The sequence below is a fragment of the Paraburkholderia sp. BR10937 genome (assembly GCF_040965695.1).
Lineage (GTDB): Bacteria > Pseudomonadota > Gammaproteobacteria > Burkholderiales > Burkholderiaceae > Paraburkholderia.
In genome coordinates this window covers 70,822-87,452 of sequence record NZ_JBFRCL010000025.1, presented here as the reverse complement: position 1 = coordinate 87,452, position 16,631 = coordinate 70,822, and the positions used below count along the sequence as shown (strand labels likewise).

Annotated in this window: 13 protein-coding genes and 1 pseudogene; 7 read left to right on the top strand and 7 right to left on the bottom strand. The window is 67.7% G+C overall.

Annotated elements, in window-relative coordinates; translation table 11 throughout:
* Positions 1-99 precede the first annotated feature (99 nt).
* The 3 genes from AB4Y44_RS21440 (at position 100) to AB4Y44_RS21430 (ending at position 1,929) form a co-directional block, all read left to right on the top strand.
* Positions 100-576: a carboxymuconolactone decarboxylase family protein gene (locus AB4Y44_RS21440; protein WP_368700821.1), complete on the top strand. Its 477-nt coding sequence runs from the start codon at positions 100-102 to the stop codon at positions 574-576.
* On the top strand, positions 573-1,430 hold the full coding sequence (locus tag AB4Y44_RS21435; protein WP_342922992.1) for a sigma-70 family RNA polymerase sigma factor: 858 nt from the start codon (positions 573-575) through the stop codon (positions 1,428-1,430). The genes AB4Y44_RS21440 and AB4Y44_RS21435 overlap by 4 nt, the downstream gene beginning before the upstream one ends.
* A 91-nt stretch (positions 1,431-1,521) precedes the next feature.
* Complete coding sequence (locus tag AB4Y44_RS21430) at positions 1,522-1,929, top strand: DUF2000 family protein (protein WP_368700820.1); 408 nt, start codon at positions 1,522-1,524, stop codon at positions 1,927-1,929.
* A gap of 16 nt (positions 1,930-1,945) precedes the next feature.
* On the opposite strand, the gene AB4Y44_RS21425 is transcribed toward AB4Y44_RS21430, so the two are convergent.
* From AB4Y44_RS21425 to AB4Y44_RS21410, 4 genes are all read right to left on the bottom strand, one after another.
* Entirely contained in the window at positions 1,946-3,748 is a 1,803-nt protein-coding gene (locus AB4Y44_RS21425) for a chloride channel protein (RefSeq protein ID WP_368700819.1), read from the bottom strand.
* 294 nt (positions 3,749-4,042) lie between these two features.
* Positions 4,043-4,456 carry a MarR family transcriptional regulator gene (locus AB4Y44_RS21420; protein WP_342922990.1) on the bottom strand — a complete coding sequence of 138 codons (414 nt, stop codon included), beginning with the start codon at positions 4,454-4,456 and terminating at the stop codon, positions 4,043-4,045.
* A 109-nt stretch (positions 4,457-4,565) separates the two neighbouring features.
* Positions 4,566-5,723 carry an HPP family protein gene (locus tag AB4Y44_RS21415; protein ID WP_368700818.1) on the bottom strand — a complete coding sequence of 386 codons (1,158 nt, stop codon included), beginning with the start codon at positions 5,721-5,723 and terminating at the stop codon, positions 4,566-4,568.
* 300 nt (positions 5,724-6,023) lie between these two features.
* The gene (locus tag AB4Y44_RS21410) at positions 6,024-6,686 is read right to left on the bottom strand and encodes a hypothetical protein (protein ID WP_368700817.1); all 663 of its coding nucleotides are present in this window, start codon (positions 6,684-6,686) and stop codon (positions 6,024-6,026) included.
* Positions 6,687-6,904: 218 nt separating this feature from the next.
* Here AB4Y44_RS21410 and AB4Y44_RS21405 point away from each other — a divergent pair, with 218 nt between their 5' ends.
* Complete coding sequence (locus tag AB4Y44_RS21405; RefSeq protein WP_368700816.1) at positions 6,905-10,483, top strand: indolepyruvate ferredoxin oxidoreductase family protein; 3,579 nt, start codon at positions 6,905-6,907, stop codon at positions 10,481-10,483.
* Positions 10,484-10,494: 11 nt separating this feature from the next.
* Here the strand turns inward: AB4Y44_RS21405 and AB4Y44_RS21400 are convergent, their stop codons facing one another.
* From AB4Y44_RS21400 to AB4Y44_RS21390, 3 genes are all read right to left on the bottom strand, one after another.
* Positions 10,495-11,253 (bottom strand): glycosyltransferase family 2 protein, encoded by a 759-nt coding sequence (locus AB4Y44_RS21400; RefSeq protein WP_342922986.1) that lies wholly within the window; start codon positions 11,251-11,253, stop codon positions 10,495-10,497.
* A 240-nt stretch (positions 11,254-11,493) separates the two neighbouring features.
* Positions 11,494-12,210: a 3-oxoacyl-ACP reductase FabG gene (fabG, locus tag AB4Y44_RS21395; protein ID WP_342922985.1), complete on the bottom strand. Its 717-nt coding sequence runs from the start codon at positions 12,208-12,210 to the stop codon at positions 11,494-11,496.
* Positions 12,211-12,281: 71 nt separating this feature from the next.
* Complete coding sequence (locus tag AB4Y44_RS21390) at positions 12,282-12,542, bottom strand: phosphopantetheine-binding protein (protein WP_342923047.1); 261 nt, start codon at positions 12,540-12,542, stop codon at positions 12,282-12,284.
* A gap of 527 nt (positions 12,543-13,069) precedes the next feature.
* On the opposite strand from AB4Y44_RS21390, the gene AB4Y44_RS21385 reads away from it, so the two are divergent.
* From AB4Y44_RS21385 to AB4Y44_RS21375, 3 genes and pseudogenes are all read left to right on the top strand, one after another.
* Positions 13,070-13,726 (top strand): hypothetical protein, encoded by a 657-nt coding sequence (locus tag AB4Y44_RS21385; RefSeq protein ID WP_368700815.1) that lies wholly within the window; start codon positions 13,070-13,072, stop codon positions 13,724-13,726.
* A 68-nt stretch (positions 13,727-13,794) separates the two neighbouring features.
* Positions 13,795-15,534: an AMP-binding protein gene (locus AB4Y44_RS21380; protein WP_368700852.1), complete on the top strand. Its 1,740-nt coding sequence runs from the start codon at positions 13,795-13,797 to the stop codon at positions 15,532-15,534.
* Positions 15,531-16,436 (top strand): annotated as a pseudogene (locus AB4Y44_RS21375) (acyl-CoA synthetase); the annotation flags it as partial. The gene AB4Y44_RS21380 and the pseudogene AB4Y44_RS21375, both read left to right, overlap by 4 nt.
* Positions 16,437-16,631 lie beyond the last annotated feature (195 nt).

Below are 16,631 nucleotides of genomic sequence, written 5' to 3'. Positions count from 1 at the left end.
GGCTCAGTTGTCGCCGCCAGACTTTTTTCGCCCCAATGTCACACGCGGCCCAGGCTGTCTCGTCATGTCATGGCAACCCAACCAAAAGGAGATGAAACCATGACTGCCAAGCTCGACCTGTTCGCCGCCGCTCCGACCCTGATGAAGTCCTGGATGGGCACTTCGCTCGCCGTGTCCGGGAGCCTCGAGCCGAGCCTCGTTGCGCTGGTGGAGGTGCGCGCGTCGCAAATCAACGGCTGCGCGAATTGTCTTAACATGCATACCGCCTACGCACGCGAGGAGGGCGAGACCGAACAGCGCCTCTACCTGCTGTCCGCGTGGAAAGAAGCGCCTTGCTACACCGACCGCGAACGCGCGGCGCTCGGCTGGACCGAGGCCCTCACGCGCCTGTGCGAAGGTCATGCGCTGGAAGAAGCGCGCGCGGCGCTCGCCGGCCACTTTACCGAGGAGGAGCAGGTGAAGCTCACGCTGATGATCAATGTGATCAACGGCTGGAACCGCCTTGCGGTCGGCTTCGGCCTGTGGGTCGATCCGGCGGCGGCGAGGGCCATGGCCAAAAAGATGGTCGCCGCATGACGGACCCGGGCCTGAGGGACGCCGCAGCGAGTTTCGACCCGCTGCGGCGCAAGCTGATCCGCGTGGCGTACCGCATGCTCGGCTCGGTCGCCGACGCCGAGGACATCGTGCAGGACGCGTTCATCCGCTGGGCGGACGTGGAGCGCGACGACGTGCGCGTGCCCGAGGCCTTCCTGCGCCGCATGGTGATGCGCATGTGCCTCGACCAGCTCAAGTCGGCGCGGCATCAGCGCGAAACCTATGTCGGTCCGTGGCTGCCCGACCCGGTCGTCGAAGAGGACGAGCAGGAGGACGTCACGCTGCCGCTCATGCTCGCGCTCGAACGTCTTTCGCCACTGGAGCGCGCGGCGTTCCTGCTGCACGACGTGTTCGGTCTCGAGTTCGACGAAGTCGCGGCCACGATCGGACGCGAGGGCGCCGCCTGCCGCCAGCTCGCGGCGCGCGCCCGCGCTCACGTGAGAGAAGCGCGCCCGCGTTTTCATGTGGAGAAAGCGCGCGGTCTCGAACTGGCGCAGGCGTTCTTCGCGGCGTCGCGCAGCGGCGACATGAGCGCGCTGGGCGCCATGCTCGCCGACGACGTGAGCCTGCACGCGGACGGCGGCGGCAAGCGCCCGGCGCTCGGCCACCCGGTGTTCGGCTTCGAGAGTGTGATGAAGCTGCACGCGCAACTGGCCGACCTGTTTCGCACGAATGGCTCGACGTTCGTGCGCGCGGGTTTCATCAACGGGCTGCCCGGCTTCGTCACGCGCGAGGCCGATGGCGAGTTGCAGACCACCGCGCTCGAGATCGAAGGTGGCAAGGTCACGGCCATTTACGTGATGCGCAATCCGGACAAGCTGCGGCATCTGCACTGAGGTGCGCACTTTGCGGGCGCCGCCGTGCACAAACGTTCCAGACTTGCAGCGGCGTCTCGCGGATCATGACTGCCTCGAAAAAGGAGGCAGCATGTTCGATACGAAAGTCGCACTGGTCGTGCGGGAAAACCTCGCGGTCTGGCAAAAGCTCAATGTGACCGCGTTTCTCGCCACGGGCATTGCGGCGGCGGTGCCCGAAGCGCTTGGCGAACCCTACGAAGACGCGCGCGGGCAACGCTACGGCAGGATGCTGGGCCAGCCGATGATGATCTATTGCGCCGATGTCGAGGGTCTGCAGGCGGCGCTGCGGCGCGGCGTGTCGCGCGAACTCACGATCGTGCCATATGTGCACGCGATGTTTTCGACGGGCCACGACGCGGCGAACCGCGAGGTCTTTCGCGCCGAGGACCCGGAGAATCCCGATCTGGTGGGAATCGCGCTATACGGCCCGAAAAACGCGGTCGACAAGGCCGTGAAGGGGCTGGCGCTGCACCAGTAGACGCACGCCATTTTCATCACCCAGCCTTGCGCACCGGCGGAAAGCGCCGCTTGCTGTTGCCCATGGGAATGCGGCGGAAGCGCTCCTTCTTGTGCTCTTCCTCGAAGTGCGAGAGCGAGAGCTTGACGAGGTCGCTGCGCGAGACGATGCCCACGAGTTGCCGCGATTCGCGGTCGGCCACCACGGGCAGGCGCTCGAGCCCATGAATCGCGAGGCGCGTGGCGATCTGCCGGCAGGTCTCCGCGGGCAGCGCCATGTCGGGGGAACGTTGTGCGAGCAACGAGCCGAGCGGCGTGTCGAGGGCTTCGGTCGCGGCGCTCGCGCGCACGGCGTCGAGCATCGCGCGATCCACCACGCCGAGCACCGCGCCGTCGCGCAGCACCGGGAAGGCGCGGCGCTGCTGCGTCGAACCGAAATGGCGGTCCAGGGCTTCGCGCACGGTGACGTTCGCGTCGATCGTATCGACGGTGCGGGTCATCACTTCATCGACGTAGTGGCGCTCGAGCGGATCGACGCCGTACTCGCGATAGATGTGATAGCCGCGTCGCGCGATCTTTTCGGTCATGATCGAGCGCTTCATGACGACCGTCGCGAAGCCGTGCGCGATCAGCGTGGCCGTGAGCAGCGGCAGCAGCGCATTGGTGTCGTGCGTGAGGCCGAACGCGAACACGATGGCCGTGAGCGGCGCGCCGAGCGTGGCGCCGAGCGTCGCCGCCATGCACACGAGCGGCCACAGCGCCGGGTCGCTGCCGGGCAGCACGTGGCTCAGTACCGAGCCGAGCCCCGCGCCGAGCATGAGCAGCGGGGCGAGCACGCCACCCGAGGTGCCGGAGCCGAGCGCCACGACCCAGATCACGGCTTTCACCACCAGAATCGCGATGGCGACCTGAAGAACGATGTGCTGATGCAGCAGATCGCCGATCACGTCGTAGCCCACGCCGAGTGCGCGCGGCTCGATGAAGCCGCCGATGCCCACCACCAGCCCGCCGATGGCCGGCCACCACGACCAGTGCAGCGGCAGATGGCCGAACAGGTCCTCGACCTTGTAGAGCGCCGCCGACAGCCCCGACGCGAGCGCGCCCGCCAGCAGCCCGGCGATGATGCACGAGAAGAGCGCAACGGCGTGCGGCGGCAGGGTCTGCATGGGAAACAGCGGCGCCGTGCCGAAGAACACGGAGCGCGCGAAGCCGGCCACCGCGCACGCGAGCGCCACGGGCAGGAAACTGCGCGGGCGCCATTCGAACAGCAGCAGTTCGACGGCGAGCAGCACGGCCGCGACCGGCGTGCCGAACACGGCGGTCATGCCCGCGGCCGCGCCCGCCACGAGCAGCGTCTTGCGCTCGGCGGAAGTGACCCGCACGCATTGCGCGAGCAGCGAGCCGAGCGCGCCGCCCGTCATGATGATCGGACCTTCCGCGCCGAACGGGCCGCCGCTGCCGATCACGATGCCCGACGAAAGCGGCTTGAGCACGGCGACCTTCGGCGACATCTTGCTCTTGCCGAACAGGATGGCTTCGATGGCTTCGGGAATGCCGTGGCCGCGAATTTTCTCGGAGCCGAAGCGCGCCATCATCCCGACGATCAGCCCGCCAGTCACAGGCACGACGATGACCCACGGCCCCAGCGTGTTAAGCGCTGGCGAGCGGTCGGCGAACGAGAACTGGCCGAAGAAGAACAGGTTCGTGAACCAGTGGATCAGGCTCAGCAGCACGAACGCCGCGAGCGTGGCCAGTACGCCGATCACGGCGGCCAGCACGCTGATGCCGGGCAGGCGTGCGTTCGCCGAAAAGTCGCGCTTGTGGGAATCGTCGGAATGCATGGTTTCCAGGGCCTGCTCACATGAATAACGGGCTTGCGCTGGCCGCCAGAAGGGCCGAACGCAAGGATTGCGACGAAACGAATACTCGACGTATTCGTGAGGAGCATGACGCAGCGATCGGCCCTTCTGGCGGCCAGCCCCTGCAATGAAATTGTTTAGTTTGGGGAACGTACCTTGCCGGCCGCATTGCGGCGTCGCGCGTCGCTTGTTTGGCTCGGCCAAACGGCGCGTCGCGCTCCTTGCACTGCAGCCGGCAAGGTATGTTCGCAAGCCCGTTATTCATGTGAGCAGGCCCTATAGATCGATATGCGGAATGGTGAATGCGCCGTCGAGCGATCTCAGCTCGGCGCGATGCAGTTCGGCCAGGCGCGCGAGCAGCTTTTCGCCTGCGGCGAGCAGATGCACTTCCACCTGGCGGCGGTCGCGCTCGCTCACGCGGCGCTCGACGAGCTCGATCGCCTCGCAGCGCGAGACGAGCGCCACCACGCCGTGATGCTGCGCCTGCAAACGCTCGGCCAGCTCGCCGATGGTCGCCCACGCGCGGCCCGGGTAGCCTTTCACATGCAGCAGCAGCAGGTATTGCAGCGGCGTGATGCCCTCGGCCTGCGCGGCCTGCTCCGAGAAGCGCTCGAAGCGGCGCATCTGGTAGCGAAATTCGGACAGCTGTTCAAAGTCGACCTTGTCGAGGTCGCGCGCGCTTTTTTTCATCGGGAGTCCCTGGAACGGTTTAATCTCCTAATATATCACGATGTGATATTTTTCTCCGAAAACGCCCGTCACATCAGCATCGCGGCCAGGTGTATGACCGCGAACCGGCTCAGGCCGGCGCCTGCTGCGGCGTCTTCGCCTGGTGATAGAGCCCCGAGATCAAGTCGGCCTGCGTGATGATGCCCGCGAGCCGGTGTTCGTGATCGACCACCGGCACATGATGGTGCCCGTGGCCCGCAAAAATGCGCACGAGTTCGACGATCGGCGTCGTGTTCGCGACGGTCAGCACATGCGTGGTCATCAGCGTGGCGACGTTCTGGCCGGCCTCGGCGTGCGGCCGGAACAGGCGCGCGATCGCGTAGAGCATGAGACGCAGCGGATGCCGCTCGCGCCCGTCGTCGGCGAGGTCGGCGCGCGTGACGATGCCCTTCACCTGGCGATGCGCGTCCACCACGGGCAGCGCCTTCACGTCGTGGCGCTTGAGCAGCGAGCGTGCTTCGCCCACGGTCGTCGCGGGCGTGATGCTCACCACATTGGCCGACATGACGTCCGCGCAGGTCAGTTCGCCGAAGCTGCGCGCGTAGGCGCGGATCTCGGCGTCCTGCAGCACGGCTTCGAGGTCGTCGGTGTCGATGTCGAGCATTTCGTCGCGCTCTCGCAGGACCGCTTCGAGGTCGGCGCGCGTGAATCCGGCCTGCGCGGGGACGGGACCGGCCACCCGCGGGCGCCGCGCGGCGTGCGGGTAGCGATGCCCCGTGGCGGCGTGATAGACGAGCGCGCCGCCGAGCAGCAGGAACGACTGCAGCGCGACGGGCACGAACACGAATTCATAGCCCAGCGCATGCACTGCCGGGCCGCCCAGCACCGCGGTCAGCGCGACCGCGCCCGAAGGTGGATGCACGCAGCGCAGCGTAAACATCGCGACGATCGCCACGGCGATGGCCACGGCGGCGGCCGGCACAGGGTCATGGATCCACATCGCCGCGCTCACGCCCACGGTGGCGGAAACGAGGTTGCCGCCGATGATCGACCAGGGCTGCGCGAGCGGGCTGGCGGGCACGCCGAACAGCAGCACGGCGGAGGCGCCCATCGGGGCGATCAGGTACGCGATGCCCGGATTGCCGCCAGGCAGCCGGTGCGCGAGCGCGCCCGTCAGCGCGATGCCGACCAGCGCGCCGCCGCCCGAGCGCAGGCGCTCGCGCCATGTAATGGTGACCCTGGAAGGGGTGAAGCGGGTGAGCCAGCGAAGGACTTTGAAGCGTGACACGATTCGGACCGGATCTGGAACGGATGGACCGCAGACGGCTCGGCGCCGCCCAAAGAAAAGGGATTATATCGCGATGTGATATATATCGCGACACTTAGTCGCGGCGGTGTTGTACCGAGGATGCGCTTCAGGCGGCAATTTTGGGGACGCAACTGTAGCCGCGCGGCGAGTGGCGGCAGGTGAGGCAAGGGAGGAAGCGCCGCCGCAGGCGGGCGGCGACGCCTTCGAGGCCGGCCAGCGAACGCTGGCGGACGGTTCGAACTTCAGGCCTTAGCTGGCGCTAGCCAGTTTTAGCCAGCCTTAGCCGGCATGCGGCGGCTGGCCCGCGAAACGCGGCGCGGGCGCGGCGTTGGGACGGCCATCGGGGTGGCGATGATGGCCGGCATTGGCATTGGCATTGGCATTGGCATTGGCGCTGGCGCTGGCGTTGCGGTTCGGCGCGGGTGCCGGGCGATGCTGGGCGGTGTGCGCCGGCGGGCGCCCGCCCGGCTGCGGCCGGTAGCCATGCGGCGGCGTGCCGTGCGGCTGCATCGTCACGCGCACGCGCTGGGGCTCGGGCATGCGCGCGTGCTGCATCGGCAGATGGCCTTCGTTGTGCGCCATCACCACGCGCAGTTCCGCGCGGCGGTGCAGGACTTCGCCGCGCAGGTCGCCGCGGCCGTAGTAGCGGCGCTGGCGGTGGCCGTCCGGCCCCACGATCCAGATATAGGTGCTGCCGCCGGCGTAGACCACGTCGCGGTCGAGCACGACCGAAACATAGGCGTCGTACGGCTGCGGCACATAAACGGGTTGCGCGACGACGACAGGCGGGGGCGGCGGCGGGGGAGCGGCAACCACGGTCGTGGCGCGCGCGGGGGCGGTGGCGACGCGGGGGCTCGAGACGCAGCCGCTGATCAGCAGGGTTGCGGCCAGGGTTCCGAACAGGACAAATGCAGATGGCAGAGCGCGTGGTTTCGCGTGCAAGCGGGACTCCGGAATGAGTGGTTGCTGGTCCCGTGTGTTAACGGCAAATGCCTGAAGCGCTTGAGCAAGCGCCCCCAATACATGGTTTTCCACGCACCCAGCCATCCGTTTTTCGCATACCCGTGTTCCCAATTTGTGATTTTACGATGGCATATCGGCTTCCTATACTCGCCCGGAAAACGTACCGATGAAGTACCGATTCCGGAGACAGCCCCGCCATGAACGCCCCAGACCGTGCCGCCGTAGACGCCGCATCGCTAGCCGCATCCGTTTCGCTCGACGACAAATACACGCTGGAAAAAGGCCGCGTGTACATCAGCGGCACCCAGGCGCTGGTGCGCCTGCCCATGCTGCAAAAGGCGCGCGACCGCAAGGCCGGCCTGAACACCGCGGGCTTCGTCTCCGGCTATCGCGGCTCGCCGCTCGGCGCGCTCGACCAGTCGCTCTGGAAGGCGAAAAAACATCTCCAGGCCCACGACGTCGTGTTCCAGCCCGGCGTCAACGAAGACCTCGCCGCGACCGCGGTGTGGGGCACGCAGCAGATCAATCTCTGGCCCGGCGCGCAGCGCGACGGCGTGTTCGGCATGTGGTACGGCAAGGGCCCCGGCGTCGACCGCACCGGCGACGTGTTCAAGCACGCCAACTCCGCGGGCAGCGACGCGCGCGGTGGCGTGCTCGTGCTCGCGGGCGACGACCACGCGGCGAAGTCGTCATCGGTCGCGCACCAGTCCGAGCACGCGCTCATCGCGGCGGGCATTCCCGTGCTCTATCCCGCGAACGTGCAGGAATATCTCGACTACGGTTTGCACGGCTGGGCCATGAGCCGCTACTCGGGCCTGTGGGTCGCCATGAAGTGCGTGACCGACGTGATTGAGTCGACGGCGTCGATCGACCTCGACCCGGATCGCGTGGCAATCGTCACGCCCGCCGACTACACCATGCCCGAAGGCGGCCTCAACATCCGCTGGCCCGACACGCCGCTCGCTCAGGAAGCGCGCCTGCTCGACGAGAAGTGGTACGCCGCGCTCGCCTATGTGCGCGCGAACCGCCTGAACCGCGTGGTGATCGATTCGCCGCGCGCACGCTTTGGCATCATGACCGCGGGCAAGGCGTATCTCGACGTGCGCCAGGCGCTCACCGACCTCGGCCTCGACGACGAAACCTGCGCGCAGATCGGCGTGCGCGTGCTCAAGGTGGGCTGTGTGTGGCCGCTCGACGCGCAGGACGCGCGCGGCTTCGCCACCGGGCTCGAAGAGATTCTCGTGGTGGAGGAAAAGCGCCAGATCCTCGAATACGCGCTCAAGGAAGAGCTGTACAACTGGCGCGAAGACGTGCGCCCCAAGATCTACGGCAAATTCGACGAGCGCGACAACGAGGGCGGCGAATGGTCGGTGCCGCGCGGCAACTGGCTGCTGCCCGCGCACTACGAACTCTCGCCCGCGCTGATCGCCAAGGCCATTGCGCGGCGTCTCGCGCGCGCCGACGTGCCCGAGGAAGTGCGTGCGCGCATGCTCGCGCGCGTGGCGATCATCGAGGCGAAGGAGCGCGAGGCGGCGAAGCCGCGCGTGACGGTGGAGCGCAAGCCGTGGTTCTGCTCGGGCTGTCCGCACAACACCTCGACGAACGTGCCCGAAGGCTCGCGTGCGCTGGCGGGCATTGGCTGCCACTACATGTCGATGTGGATGGACCGCAAGACCGAAACGTTCAGCCAGATGGGCGGCGAGGGCGTGGCGTGGCTCGGCCAGATGCACTTCTCGGGCGACAAACACGTGTTCGTCAATCTCGGCGACGGCACCTACTTTCACTCAGGACTGCTGGCGATTCGCGCGGCTATCGCATCGAACGCCAACATCACCTACAAGATTCTCTACAACGACGCGGTGGCGATGACGGGCGGCCAGCCCGTGGACGGCGTGCTCACGGTGCCGCAGATCGCGCACCAGGTGCATGCCGAAGGGGCGAAGCGCATCGTCATCGTCACGGACGAGCCGCAGAAATACGACGCGAAGATCGTATTGCCGCCGGGCGTAGACGTTCACCATCGCGACCAGCTCGATAGCGTGCAGCGCACGTTGCGCGAAATCGCCGGCACCACCGTGCTGATCTACGACCAGACCTGCGCCACCGAAAAGCGCCGTCGCCGCAAGCGCGGCGCCTATCCCGACCCGGCGCGCCGCGCGTTCATCAACGACGCCGTGTGCGAGGGCTGCGGCGACTGCTCGGTGCAATCGAACTGCCTTTCTGTCGAGCCGCTCGATACGCCGCTCGGCACGAAGCGCAAGATCAACCAGTCGTCGTGCAACAAGGACTTTTCGTGCGTGAAGGGCTTTTGCCCGAGCTTCGTGACGGCCGAAGGCGCGCAATTGCGCAAGCCGCGCGCGGCAAATATGTCCAGCGCCGCCTCGATCGATTTCGACGCGCTGCCCATGCCCGTGCTTCCGCAACTGGCGAAGCCTTACGGCATTCTCGTGACGGGTGTGGGCGGCACGGGTGTCGTGACCATCGGTGGCCTGATCGGCATGGCCGCGCATCTCGCGGGCAAGGGCGTGACGGTGCTCGACATGGCCGGGCTCGCGCAAAAGGGCGGCGCCGTGCTGAGCCACGTGCAGGTGGCGGCGACGCCCGCTGCCTTGCACGCCACGCGCATCGCCACGGGCGAGGCCCGCCTCGTGATCGGCTGCGATGCGATCGTCTCCGCTTCGGGCGACGTGCTCTCGCGCACCCAGCATGGCGTGACGGTCGCGGCGATCAACAGCGGCGCGACGCCGACTGCGGAATTCGTCAAGAATCCGAAGTGGACGTTCCCGGGCGCGCAAACCGAGTCTGAACTGCGCGCGAGCATCGGCGAGGGCTGTGCGTTCGTGGACGCCAATGCGCTCGCGCTGGCCTTGCTCGGCGACACGATCTACAGCAATCCGCTGCTGCTGGGCTATGCATGGCAAAAGGGCTGGCTGCCGCTCGAACTCGCGCATCTGCGTCGCGCGATCGAACTCAACGCCGTGGCCGTGGAGAAGAACCAGCAGGCGTTCAACTGGGGGCGCTACGTCGCGCATCATGGCGAAGCGGTCGTGCGCGCGCTCACCAGAACGCCGGCGGAACCGCAGGCCATCGTCCTGCGCATGCCCGAATCGCTCGACAAGGTGGTTGCCGCGCGCGCAGCGTTGCTCACCGCGTATCAGAACGCCGCCTATGCTCAGCAATATCGCCGCGTGGTCGAGCGTATTCGCGTGAAAGAGACGGCGCTCGGCGGCGACGCGAAGCTGCCGCTCACGCGAGCCGTCGCCGTGAATCTCGCGAAGCTGATGGCCTACAAGGACGAGTACGAGGTCGCGCGTCTGTATGCCGATCCTGCGTATCTGCAGAAGCTGCGCGAGCAGTTCGAAGGCGAGCCGGGACGCGACTACAAGCTGAACTTCTGGCTCGCGCCGCCGCTGCTCGCGAAGCGCGACGAGCACGGTCATCTCGTGAAGCGCCGTTTCGGTCCGTGGGTGCTGCCGGTCTTGCGCACGCTGGCCCGCATGAAGGGGCTGCGCGGCACCGCGTTCGACGTGTTCGGCAAGACCGAAGAGCGTCGCGACGAACGCCGCTCGATTGCGCAATACGTGGCGCTCGTGGACGAATTCTGCGCGAGCCTCGACGCGCAGCGCCTGCCGCTCGCGCTGCAGTTGGCGGCGCTGCCCGACGAGATCCGCGGCTTCGGCCACGTCAAGGCGCGCAATCTCGCGGCGGCCGGCAAAAAGCAGGAGCGCTTGCTGGCCGACTACCGCACGCCTGCTGCGCAGCGCGCCACGGCGTAACACGCCAGCGATCAGGGCAACAGGCGCCTGCCGAGCAAGCGCGGCAGGCGCAGCGCGAACCCGCCGACGAGCCGCAGATGCATGCCGGCGAGCAGCAGGTTGTCGCGCACGTAGTTGAAGTGCGAGACGCCGCCCTCATCGGCGCCGAAGTAGCGCACCGGCGCCTCGATCTGGATGGGCTGCACGCCGGCCCAGCACAGGCGCACGGCCGCTTCGGGATCGAAGTCGAAGCGTCGCATCCACGTCTGGCGGTGCATGATCGCCTTGAGCGGCGCGATCGGGTACACGCGAAAGCCGTACAGCGAATCGCCGATGCCGGCCCACAGCGTCTCGAAGTCGGCGAAGAAGTTCGACAGGCGTCGTCCCTGCACGCGCAGTTGCGGCGCGCTCGCGTCGAACTTCGGCCGGCCCAGCACCATGGCTTCGGGCGCGGCCTGCGAGGCGGCCATGAATTCGGGGATCAGCGCGGCGGGGTGCTGCCCGTCGGAGTCCATCGTCAGCACGTGGGTGAATCCGCGCGCCGCGGCGGCTTCGAGCCCCGCGAGCACCGCGCCGCCCTTGCCCCGGTTGTCGGGCAGCACGATGACATGCAGGCCGGGGTCGTCGTTGGCCATGGCCTGCAGGCGCGCGGCGCTACCGTCCGTGCTGCCGTCCACCACGACCCACACGGGGTTCCATTGCGCGCGTGCGCCGCGCACGGTCTCGTCGAGCTTGGCGCCCGGGTTGTAGCTCGGGATCAGGACGAGATGCGTGGACGAAGGCGTGGCCATGGCAGCGGGGGCTTCGACAGCGTGAGACCCTGAGAAAATTCTAGGTCGCGCCGCTGCGCGCGCATAACCGCCTGGGCGGACGTCCAGCGCATCGTGCGCGGGGACGTCGCATCCGGATGCTTCGGCGCTTGCGCCCGTGCTGGTGCCGGGCGCGGAGCGCGACTGCCGCTTTGCGTCGAAGGGTTGCACAGACACTCGTATTTCCTCAGAGGATGCAGCAGCGGAAAACGCGCCGCGTGTTCAGGCCAGGCCGCCGTTGATCGAGAGCACTTGCCCTGTCACGTAGGCGGCCGCGTCGGACACCAGGTATGCCACCATGCCCGCGACTTCCGCGGGCTGGCCGGCGCGCTGCGCGGGCACGAGCTGCTTGATGCGCTCGGCGGGAAACGCGTGCTCCGCCATCGGCGACGCGATGATGCCGGGCGCCACGGCGTTCACGGTGATGCCGCGCGAAGCCAGTTCCAGCGAGAGCGATTTCGTCGCGCCGATCAGCCCGGCCTTCGCGGCCGCGTAGTTCGCCTGGCCGCGATTGCCCATCACGCCCGCGAGCGAGGCGATGTTGACGATGCGCCCGTGGCGCGTGCGGATCATCGGCATGAGCAGCGGCTGCGTCACGTTGAAAAAGCCGTTGAGCGAGACGTCGATCACGCGGCGCCATTGCTCCCGCCGCATGCCGACTAGCGGCGCGTCGTCGTGAATGCCCGCGTTGTTCACCAGGATCTGCACGGGCGCGTCTTCCACGAGCCGTGCGAGCGCGGTTTCGGCCGCGTCGGCGTCGGTCACGTCGAAGGCAATGGCGTGTGCGCTGCCGCCCGCCGCGGCGATGCGCTGCGCGACGGCCTCGGCCTCGGCCAGACGCCGGTTCGCGTGCACCCAGACCTCGTGGCCCGCCTGCGCGAGCGCCACGCTGATGGCCTGCCCGAGTGCGCCGCTGCCGCCTGTCACGAGTGCACGCATGGGTGTTCCTCCCTCAATCCTGGCCAGGTTCTGGCCGGCGCCGGCAGTCATGGCACCGTGCGTCGCGCACGTCAACGCACGCGGTGCGCCGCGACGTAGGCGGCCAGAGTGCCGAGCGTCGCGAAGATCTTCTCGTTGTCCGGATTGTCCGAGCGCAGCTCGAAGCCGTACTTCTTCGAGATCAGCAGCGCAATTTCCAGAATGTCGATCGAGTCGAGCCCGAAGCCTTCGCCGTAGAGCGGAGTGTCGGCGCTCACTTCGTCGAGCGAGACATCTTCGAGATTCAGCTCTTTCACGATCTGCGTGGCGAGCTCTTGTTCCAGTGCGTTCATCATGCGTGGGCTCTCCGGGCGTGCGGGCCGAAAGCGCCGGCCACCCGTTTTTAGGGTTCGTTTGATGTAAAAGTTACCAGGATTCTAAGTGAAGGGTATCGGTGCGTATACCGTGCTCCCAGGCGAAAGGGTTACAGAGGGTCGGTGCCAGGCGGCGCGCATTTTTGGGATCGGAACGCGCGAGACGCTTGCACGGCTTCGGGCCTGTCTGGATCGGACAAAAGCCCTGCCTGGCGTGATTCCGAACATTCAGTTACAAACCGGCGTCCGGGAGGACAGGTGATCGGGTCCCGCCAATCTTAAAATGTGCGTGCCCGAACGAGCTTGCAAGAAACCGGCCCGATATTTGCGTTTCTTACAATGTTTCGTGGCGCTTGCCGAACCCTACGATTTACTTACGGCTGTATTTACGATATTTGCCAGATGCCTTCTTCGCTCAGCCAGACCGCCCTGGGTCGCACCGGGGCCAACCGCCCGCCGGCGCCGTGCTCACGGCACCCCGGCGCGCGCGTGCGCGGAGGCGGGCGATGAGCGCCGTGGCCGCGGCGGCGCGTGCGGCGCTGGGCGTGGCGGCGGTGGCCGCCTGGCAAATCGGCGCGCATTACGCGGTAGCGACGCCGGGCGCGCACGGCTTCGGCCTGGCGATGGCGCTCGTGCCCCCGCTCGCGATCGCCCTGGCCGCCGCCGCGCGCTCGCCGCGCCGGGTGTGGCTGCTGCCGCTGTGGACGCTCGTGGTGCTCGCGCTGTGGTACATGCGCACGCCGCTTGCTTTGCACTTTGAATGGGGACTGTATCTGGAGCATGTGAGCTTCAACCTCGCGATGGCGCTGCTGTTCGGGCGCACGCTCGCGGCGGGGCGCGTGCCGCTTTGCACGCAGTTCGCGTCGATGATCCACGGCGGCGCGCTAGCGCCGGCCGTCGTGCGCTATACGCGCCAGATCACGCTCGCATGGACGCTCTTTTTCATCGCAATTGCCGGCGTTTCGACGTTGATGTTCGCGGTTGCACCGATCGTCGCGTGGTCGACGTTCGCCAACTATCTGGCGTTGCCGCTGGTGGCGGTGATGTTCGTCGCCGAGCACGCATGCCGGCGTTTCGTGCTGCCGGGCGAGCCGAATGCCGGCATGCTCGACGCGATTCGCGCATACCGGCAGACGACCCAGGCGCACGCGGAGCATTCCTGATCATGGATGCCGCTCGCCAGCCTGAATCAAAGCAGGGAACAACGCAGGAATCCGTATTGACTGAAGTTATGCAGACTCATCCGCTCGTTTTTCATACGTCGCCCGACCAGGTCATGGCCTGGCGCGACGGCGCGCCCGTTACGGTGCGCACGTTCCTCGCCGAGGTCACGCGTGTGGCCGCGGCACTGCCGGCGGGCGGCCACGTATTCAACGTCTGCCGCGACCGCTACCGCTTCACCGTGGGCCTGTGCGCGGCGCTCGTGTCCGGGCGCATCAGCCTGCTGCCCTCGACGCAGACGCCGGAAACGGTGCGCCAGCTCGCCTCGTTCGCCCCCGACGCGTTCTGCCTGCACGACGCGCCCGATTGCGCGATCGACCTGCCGCGTTTCGCGTATCCCGAAGCCCGGCAGGAAGCCGATGCGGATGCGCCGTTCGTCGTCCCGCAGATCGACGCCTCGCGCGTCGCGGCCTACGTGTTCACGTCGGGGTCCACCGGCGCGCCGGTGCCGCATGGCAAGACGTGGGGCGTGCTGGTGGCGGGTGTGCGCGCGTCGGCCGAGCGGCACGGCCTGCTGGGCGCGCCAGACTGCACGATCGTCGGCACGGTGCCCCCGCAGCACATGTACGGCTTCGAAGTGACCGTGCTGCTGCCGCTGATCGGCGGCTTCGCGTTCAGCAACCGGCTGCCGTTCTATCCCGTCGATATCCGCGACGAACTCGAAGCCGTGCCGCACCCGCGCGTGCTCGTGACCTCGCCGATCCATCTGCGCGCGCTGCTTGCCACCGATCATGCGCTGCCGCCGGCCGAGCTGGTGCTCTCCGCCACCGCGCCGCTTTCGGAAAAGCTCGCGCTCGAAGCGGAAGCGCGCCTGAAGGCGCCGCTCGTCGAGATTTACGGCAGCACCGAAACCGGCCAGATCGCGACGCGCCGCACCGCGAAGGGCGCAACGTGGCAACTGTTCCCGAAGGTTCGCTTCGAAGCGCGTGCAAGCGCAGCACCGGACGACGAAGGCCCGACGATGTGGGTCTCGGGCGGCCACGTGGAAGAACCGGTGCCGATGGGCGACGCCATCGAACTGCTCGATGCGCAGCGTTTCCTGCTGCACGGGCGCAAGGCGGACCTCATCAACATCGCGGGCAAGCGGACCTCGCTCGCCTACCTCAACCATCAGCTCAACGCGATTCCGGGCGTGGCGGACGGCGTGTTCTTCATGCCCGCCCACCTCGAGCACGATGCGCACACGGGCCACGACGTCGTGCAGCGCCTCGTCGCGCTCGTGGTCGCGCCGACGCTTACGCTCGCCGATCTGCAGCGCGCGCTGCGCGAGCGCATCGATCGCGCGTTTCTGCCGCGTCCGCTCCTGTTCGTCGATTCGCTGCCGCGCAACGACACTGGCAAGCTGCCGCATGACGTGCTCGCGGCGTGCGTCGCGCGGCAGATGCGCGGCGGCCTCGCTCCGGCCACGAAGGAAGCGGGCGACGCTCTGTCCGAACCCGCAACCACGCTTTCGTTCACGATTCCCGCCGATCATCCCGCGCTGCCTGGCCACTTCCCGGGTCACCCGATCGTGCCCGGCGTCGTGCTGCTCGATCACGCCATCGACGCGATCGGCGATGCGCTGAACCGGCCGTTCGAATCGTTCAAGCTCAGCACCGCGAAATTCCTGAGCCCGGCCGCGCCTGGCGAAACGCTCGACCTCGCCTGGGACGCGGCGACGAGCGGCGCGATCCGCTTCACGCTGCGCGCGGGCGCGCGCGATGTCGCGAGCGGCGTCATCAGCGACGAAAAAACCGGAGCGCAGCCATGACCAGGCGCACCGACTGGGCGAACCAGCAGGAGCGCAGCAACACGCTGCTCCTGCGCATCATGACGTGGCTCTCGCTGCGCCTCGGCCGTCGCGCGGGCCGCGCGCTGCTGCATTTGATCGCGCTGTATTTCGTGCTGTTTTCGCCGCGCGCGTGCGCCGCCTCGCGCGACTACCTGCGCCGCGTGCTGGGCCGTCCGGCGCATTGGCGCGACATCTATCGCCACGTGTTTACGTTCGCCTCGACGATCCACGACCGCATCTATCTGGCGAACGCGCGCTTCGACATGTTCGATATCCGCCCGCACGGCCATACGCTCGTGGACGAGACGCTCGCCAAGGGGCGCGGCGTGTTCCTGATGGGCGCGCACCTCGGCAGCTTCGAGATCGTGCGCGCGCTCGGCCGCACGCGGCCCGACCTGCGCGTGGTCGTGACGATGTACGAAGAGAACGCGCAGAAGATCAACGCGACGCTCGCCGCCGTGAATCCTGCGGCGAAGCCCGAAGTGATCGGGCTCGGCCAGGTCGGCTCGATGCTGAAGGTGCACGAGCGTCTCGACCAGAACTGCATGGTGGGTATGCTCGCGGACCGCACGCTGCTCGCCGACGACGCCGCCACCATGCGGCGCATGGCGTTTCTCGGCGAGCCGGCGGCGTTCCCGCTCGGGCCGCTCTACATGGCCGCGATGCTCAAGCGCCCGGTGCTCTTTATGACGGGCCTGTATCGCGGCGGCAATCGCTACGACGTGCACTTCGAGACGCTGGCGGACTTTACCGACGTGCCGCGCGAGTCGCGCCAGCGCGCCATCGACGCGGCGCTCGTGCGTTACGTCACGCTGCTCGACCGCTATTGCCGCATGGCGCCGTACAACTGGTTCAACTACTACGACTTCTGGCAGGGCGGCAAGCAGGGCGCGATGGCTGGCGCACCGGCATCGACTGCGGCGGCGGGCGCCGCGGCCCGCGCGTCGGCGCCGGCGACCGTGCGCCGGCGCGAGACGCGCCCCCATGCCGAGCTTCCCGTGCACGAGGTGACCGACGCATGAGCGCGATCCGCCGTTGCACAACCTTGCGCACACGCTGCCAGCGTGCGCTGGCGA